The 6,596-nt window shown below is 68.6% G+C and carries 6 protein-coding genes; 1 reads left to right on the forward strand and 5 read right to left on the reverse strand.

Annotated features, from left to right (window positions below; translation table 11 throughout):
- Nucleotides 1-246 (forward strand): peptidylprolyl isomerase (locus AC2VOP_RS17825; protein WP_486962196.1); only part of this gene is annotated, 246 nt, incomplete at its 5' end.
- Nucleotides 247-263: 17 nt separating this feature from the next.
- On the opposite strand, the gene AC2VOP_RS17830 is transcribed toward AC2VOP_RS17825, so the two are convergent.
- The 5 genes from AC2VOP_RS17830 to AC2VOP_RS17850 all read right to left on the reverse strand — a co-directional run.
- Nucleotides 264-2,666, reverse strand: a complete 2,403-nt coding sequence (locus tag AC2VOP_RS17830) for a RelA/SpoT family protein (RefSeq protein ID WP_486962201.1) — start codon at nucleotides 2,664-2,666, stop codon at nucleotides 264-266.
- 42 nt (nucleotides 2,667-2,708) lie between these two features.
- Nucleotides 2,709-3,245, reverse strand: coding sequence for an adenine phosphoribosyltransferase (locus AC2VOP_RS17835; protein WP_486962197.1), 537 nt, complete (start codon nucleotides 3,243-3,245; stop codon nucleotides 2,709-2,711).
- Nucleotides 3,242-4,918 carry an ABC transporter substrate-binding protein gene (locus AC2VOP_RS17840; protein WP_486962198.1) on the reverse strand — a complete coding sequence of 559 codons (1,677 nt, stop codon included), beginning with the start codon at nucleotides 4,916-4,918 and terminating at the stop codon, nucleotides 3,242-3,244. Before AC2VOP_RS17840 ends, AC2VOP_RS17835 begins: the two co-directional genes overlap by 4 nt.
- A gap of 4 nt (nucleotides 4,919-4,922) precedes the next feature.
- Nucleotides 4,923-6,173, reverse strand: a complete 1,251-nt coding sequence (gene secF / locus AC2VOP_RS17845; RefSeq protein WP_486962199.1) for a protein translocase subunit SecF — start codon at nucleotides 6,171-6,173, stop codon at nucleotides 4,923-4,925.
- 4 nt (nucleotides 6,174-6,177) lie between these two features.
- A partial coding sequence (locus AC2VOP_RS17850; RefSeq protein ID WP_486962200.1) for an MMPL family transporter occupies nucleotides 6,178-6,596 on the reverse strand: 419 nt, incomplete at its 5' end.

Below are 6,596 nucleotides of genomic sequence, written 5' to 3' on the forward strand. Positions count from 1 at the left end.
GCCGAACCCGTGGTCTACCCGCGCGGCACGCTGGCGATGGCCAACTCCGGGCCGAACACCAACGGCAGCCAGTTCTTCCTGGTGTACCAAGATTCCAGGCTGCCCCCGGCGTACACGGTGTTCGGTAAGATCCAGGACGACGGGCTGGCGACGCTGGAGAAGATTGCCAAGGCCGGCGTCGAAGGCGGCGGTGACGACGGGCCGCCGGCCACCAAGGTCACTATCACATCGGTGCGGGTGGACTAGCGGCCCGCCCGCGGTGGTCAGGCCGCGGACGTGATGCGGTACACGTCGTAGACACCTTCGACGTTGCGGACCACGTTGAGCAGGTGCCCCAGGTGTTTGGGGTCACCCATCTCGAAGGTGAACCGGCTGATCGCCACCCGATCGCCCGACGTGGTGACCGACGCCGACAGGATGTTGACCTTCTCGTCGGCGAGCACCTTGGTCACATCGGACAGCAGCCGGTGCCGGTCCAGCGCCTCCACCTGGATCGCCACCAGAAACACCGACGACGGCGACGGTGCCCATCTGACATCGATGATCCGCTCGGCCTGCCGGCGCAGCGACGCGGCGTTGGTGCAGTCGGTGCGGTGCACACTGACGCCGCCGGCGCGGGTGACGAAGCCCATGATCGCGTCCCCGGGCACCGGGGTGCAGCATTTGGCCAGCTTGGTCAGCACTCCGGGAGCGCCGGGCACCGCCACTCCGACATCGTCGATGCTGCGCTTGCGCCGTGGAGTGGTCAGCGGCGTGATCCGCTCGGCCAGATCCTCCTCGGCCTGGTCTTCACCGCCCAGCAGGGCCACCAGCCGCTGCACCACGTGACGTGCCGACAGATGGCCCTCGCCGACGGCGGTATACAGTGCCGACACGTCGGCGTAGTGCAGCTCGGCGGCGAGCGCGGCCGTCGAGCCGCCGGTGACCAGCCGCTGCAACGGCAGTCCGATCCGGCGCACCTCGCGGGCGATGGCGTCCTTACCGGTTTCCAGCGCCTCTTCGCGGCGCTCCTTGGCGAACCACTGCCGGATCTTGGTCTTGGCCCGCGGCGACACCACGAACTGCTGCCAGTCCCGCGACGGCCCGGCGTTCTGGGCTTTGGAGGTGAAAACCTCGACCACTTCCCCGTTTTCCAGCTGGCGTTCCAGCGCCACCAGCCGGCCGTTGACCCGGGCGCCGATGCAGCGGTGCCCGACCTCGGTGTGCACCGCGTAGGCGAAGTCCACCGGGGTGGATCCGGTGGGCAGGGTGATCACATCCCCCTTCGGGGTGAAGACGAAAATCTCTTTGACGGCCAGGTCATAGCGCAGCGACTCCAAGAACTCGCCCGGGTCGGCGGCCTCTCGCTGCCAGTCCAGCAGTTGGCGCATCCAGGCCATGTCGTCGATCTCGGCGGCGGCATTGGGATGCGGAACACCGTTGCGGCCCTTGGCTTCCTTGTACCGCCAGTGCGCGGCGATGCCGTATTCGGCGGTGCGGTGCATGTCGTGGGTGCGGATCTGGATCTCCAGCGGCTTGCCCTCCGGCCCGATGACGGTGGTGTGCAGCGACTGGTAGACCCCGTAGCGCGGCTGGGCGATGTAGTCCTTGAACCGGCCGGCCATCGGCTGCCACAGCGAGTGCACCACGCCAACGGCCGCGTAACAGTCCCGGATCGCCTCGCAGAGGATCCGCACCCCGACCAGGTCGTAGATGTCGTCGAAGTCGCGGCCCCGCACGATCATCTTCTGGTAGATCGACCAGTAGTGTTTCGGCCGGCCTTCCACCGTCGCGTTGATCTTCGACTTGGCCAGCGTGCCGACGATCTCGGCGCGTACCGTGGCCAGATAGGTGTCCCGCGACGGCGCGCGGTCGGCCACCAGCCGCGCGATCTCGTCGTAGCGCTTCGGGTGCAGGATCGCGAACGACAGATCCTCCAACTCCCATTTGACGGTGGCCATGCCAAGCCGATGCGCAAGTGGTGCAATGACTTCCAGCGTCTCGCGGGCTTTTCTGGCCTGCTTCTCCGGCGGCAGGAAACGGATGGTGCGCATGTTGTGCAGCCGGTCGGCGACCTTGATCACCAACACCCGCGGGTCGCGGGCCATCGCGATGATCATCTTGCGGATCGTTTCGGCTTCCGCGGCGCCGCCCAGCACCACCCGGTCCAGCTTGGTTACCCCGTCGACCAGGTGGCCGACTTCGTCTCCGAACTCCTCCGTCAGCGCCGCCAGCGGATAGCCGGTGTCCTCGACGGTGTCGTGCAGCAGCGCGGCCACCAGCGTGGTGGTGTCCATACCCAGCTCGGCCAGGATGGTGGCGACCGCCAGCGGATGGGTGATGTAGGGATCGCCGGAGTGGCGCAGCTGGTCGGCGTGCCGCTGCACGGCGATGTCGTAGGCGCGCTGCAACAGTGTCAGGTTCGCCTTGGGGTAGATCTTCCGGTGCACCGCCACCAGCGGCTCCAGCGCCGCGCTGAGCGCACTGCGCTGCGCGGTCATGCGCCGGGCGATCCGGGCCCGCACCCGCCGCGAGGCGCTGGTGGGTGTCTTCAGCGTCTCCAGCGTCTCCAGCGTCTCCGCAGCCGACCCGGCCGGCGGGTCCGTGGGTGCCTGAGGTTCCCGGGGCGCCGGAACGTCGATCGCCTGCGGCTGGGTAGCCTGCGCGGAGCGCTGGTCGTCGGCCACTTCACTCACCTCCGAGTTCACCTCCGACCACGAGGATATCGCTCAGATGCTGCGCAGGCTGTGCACCGGCAGCGGTGCCACCGCTGCGCGCCCACCCAGAGCAGCCAGCTCCAGCACCACCGCCGCCGCGGTCACCGTCGCACCGCCGCGTTCCAGCAGACGCTGCGCGGCGGCCAGGGTGCCGCCGGTGGCCAGCACGTCGTCGATGATGACGATGCGGCGACCCGCCAGCTCGATCGCTTCGGCGGGAATCTCCAGCGCGGCGGTGCCATATTCCAGCCGATAGTTCTCGGAGCGCACCGGTGGCGGCAGCTTGCCGCGCTTGCGGAGGGCCAGCGCGCCGACGCCGAGCCGGTCGGCGACGGCACCGGCCAGCAAGAAGCCCCGGGCGTCGATTCCGGCCACCACGTCTACGCGGGCGGCGATCTGCGCCAGCGCGCCGGTGACCGCAGCCAGCCCGGCGGCGTCGGCGAACAACGGCGTCAGGTCCTCGAACGTGACACCCGGGGTAGGAAATCCGGGCACCTCCCGGGTCAGCGACGCGATCAGCTCGGCGACATCCGGACGGTCGGGATTCACTGCTGCAGCACCCAGCGGTCCATGTTCCAGCCTGCGCCCCAGCAGGTCGGATTCGGGCCAACGGCGTAGGTTTTCTTCGCGGTCATCAGGGTGCGCTGCTGGCGGTAGAGCGGCAGGGTCGGCATGTCGGCCCACAGCACCGGGGTGGCCTCGGTCAGCAGCCGAACCAGCTCAGCGGGGTCGGCTGTGGTCGCCAGCGCCTCGATGATGCCGTCGATCTGGCCGTTGCTGTACCCGGAGAGGTTGTTGCCGTTGCCGCTGTGCAGGTCGTAGGAGTCTATCGCCGACGATCCGGTCGATCCGCTGCCGGTGGCCCCGCCGATGCTCGCTAGCAGCACGTCGATCCGACCGTCGCGCAACGATTGCGGCCCGGTGTCCGCCGAAGCGACCTCGGTGACGGCGATTCCGGCGGGGGCACAGGACGTGGCGATAGCACCGATGACCGCGGCCAGCCGCGGGTTGGGTGCGCGGTAGCCGATCCGCACCGTCAGCGGGTTGCCGGCCAGTGTGTCGCGGGCGGCGTCGGGGTCGGCGTGGACGAACTGAGCGGCCTGGGGGTCGGGAGCGCTCTCGGCCTGGTCGAACACGGCGTTACCGGCCGTGTTGAGCCGCATGTTGGCGATCGGCGCGCCGGCGTCCGCTGCGATCGTGTCGCGGGGGGTGCACAGGGCTACCGCCCGGCGCGCCGGAGTCTCGGAGAGTGGCCCTTGCGGGGCGAAGATCATCTGTTCGATGCCGTCCGACGGCGAGTCGGCGCTCTGGTAGTCGTCCGGGGTGGTCAGCGGCCCTGCTGACCCAGTCGCCACGTCGACCACGTCGACCGTCCGCTTGTTGAGCCGCTCCTGGACATCGGTGCCCTGCGGCCACACCGTGATTCGTTTGGTGTTCGCCTTCGCCCCCCACCAGCGGTCGTTCGCCACCAGCACCACGGCGCCGCTGTCGAGCACCGACTCGATCTTGTAGGGTCCCGACGACGGGAACTGCGCGACGATCGTGTCGGGTTTCAGGTCGGGCTTGAGCTGCCAGGTGGTGTTCCACAGCTGCACGACTTTCTCCACCACCGGCGCGTACTCGGTGAGCAGCGCATCGGTGATGTCAGCTATGGTCAGGCCGAGCTGGTGCGCGAGCACATGCGACGGCATCATCGAGGTCGCTGCGAACAGTTGCGGGTAGTCGACGAGGTTGCGGTCATGGGCGAACGACACCCGGGCCTTTTTCTCGCCGTGCTTGCAGTCGATGCCGGCGATATCGACGTAGCCGGCCCGGCTGGCGGCGTCGAACCCGGGGAACCGCCCGGATTGAGCCGCCCAGGCCAGCACCAGATCGTCGCAGGTGACCGGCTCGCCGTCGGAGTAGATTGCCTCGTCGGCGATCTGGTAGTCCAGCACCAGCGGCGCCCGGCTCACCACCGAGATGCTGCCGAAGTCGTGATCGGCCACCACCTGCCCGTCCGGCCCGTGGTAGCCGAAGCCGGTCAGGGTGCGAGCAAACGCCTGGGCGCCCGCCGACGCCGCGCCGGCGACTGTGGTGGTGTTGTACGTGGTCAACGGCCCGTCGACGGCGTAGTCGAGGTGGTCGACGGCACCCGCCGAGCACGCCGGCAGCAGCCCCACCCAGGCCGCCGTGACGATCGCCGCCAGCAGCACCCGGGCGTGGCGGTAGTAGGCCGCCATCGGGTTACCGCCCGGTGCTTCGCTTGCCGGTCGGACCCTGGGCGTGGCGGCTGGTCGGCCGCACCGGCCGGGCACCCGGCGCGGGCTTGCTCGGCGCCGCCCGCGCCGTCCGTTTCTTGCTCGCCGTCTGGTCGGTGACAACAGCAGCGGCGTCTTCAGGACTATGGAGGGCGTCCGCGTCGGCCGGTGCGCCCAGCACCGCGTTGCGCCGACGGAGCACGCGTCGGGTGTGGTTACGGACCAGCTCGGTGCGCTCGCGCATGCTGACCAGCAGCGGCGTGGCGAAAAAGATCGACGAATAAGTGCCGACGATGATCCCGACCAGCTGCACCAGCGCCAGGTCTTTGAGCGTACCGACGCCCAGCAGCCACACCGCCACCACCATCAGCGCCGCCACCGGCAGCACCGAGATCAGGCTGGTGTTGATGGAGCGCATGAAGGTCTGGTTGATGGCCAGGTTGGCCTGTTCGGCGTAGGTGCGCCGGGTGGTGTGCTGGAAGCCGTGGGTGTTCTCCTCGACCTTGTCGAACACGATGACAGTGTCATAGATGGAGAAACCCAGGATGGTCAGCAGGCCGATCACGGTGGCCGGGGTGACCTCGAAGCCGACCAGCGAATAGACGCCGGCGGTGACGACCACGTCGAAGATCATCGCGGCCATCGCGGCGGCGGTCATGAACCGGTCGTAGTGCAAGGTGATGTAGAGCGCGGCCAGCACCAGGAACACCACCAGCGCGATCAGAGCCTTCCTGGTGATCTGTGCGCCCCAGGTCTCCGACACCGCGGAGTCGCTGATCGCCTGCTTGCTGGGCTGGCCGTCGGAGCCTTCTGGGTGAAACGCATCGAACAGCGCGTCCCGCAGCTGCTCCGTCTGTTCGTTGGACAACGTCTCGGCGCGGATCTGCACCGTCGCCGAGGACCCGCCGCCGACGATCACCACCGACTCCGGGTCGATGCCGAGGCTCTTGCGGAACACCTCCTCGACCTGGCTGACGCTGGTGTCACCGCGCGGGAAGGACACCTTGGTGCCGCCGGCGAAGTCGATCCCGAAAGTGAAGCCGCGGACCGCGATGCTGGCGATGCCAATCGCGACGATCACCCCGCTGACCGCGTACCACAGCCGGCGATGACCGATCACCTCGAACGCGCCGGTACCGGTGTAGAGCCGGGAGAGGAAGCTGTGCTGCGGCACCGCGGTGTCACCGGTGGCCTTCTCGTCAACGCCGCCGCGTTTGGTGTCGGATTCGGCAGCCATCTCGCTATCCCCGTCCCGTCGAAGCGGCCGCCAGGTGGGCGGCCCGCCGTTCACGGGCGACCTGCTGCACCGCTCCGAGGCCGTTATAGGCGGGCTTGGCCATCGTCGGCGACTTGGAGGCCAGGTACACCAACGGCCAGGTCACTAGGAACACCACCACCAGGTCCAGGAGGGTGGTCAGGCCCAGCGTGAACGCGAACCCCTTCACCTGGCCCACCGCCAAGACGTACAACACCGCGGCGGCCAGGAAGGTGACGGCGTTGCCGGAGATGATCGTCTTGCGGGCCCGCGCCCAACCGCGGGGCACCGACGACCGGAACGAACGACCTTCGCGGATCTCGTCTTTGATGCGTTCGAAGAACACCACAAACGAGTCGGCGGTGGTGCCGATGCCGATGATCAGACCGGCGATGCCGGCCAGGT

The organism is Mycobacterium sp. TH-M106 (genome assembly GCF_057473765.1).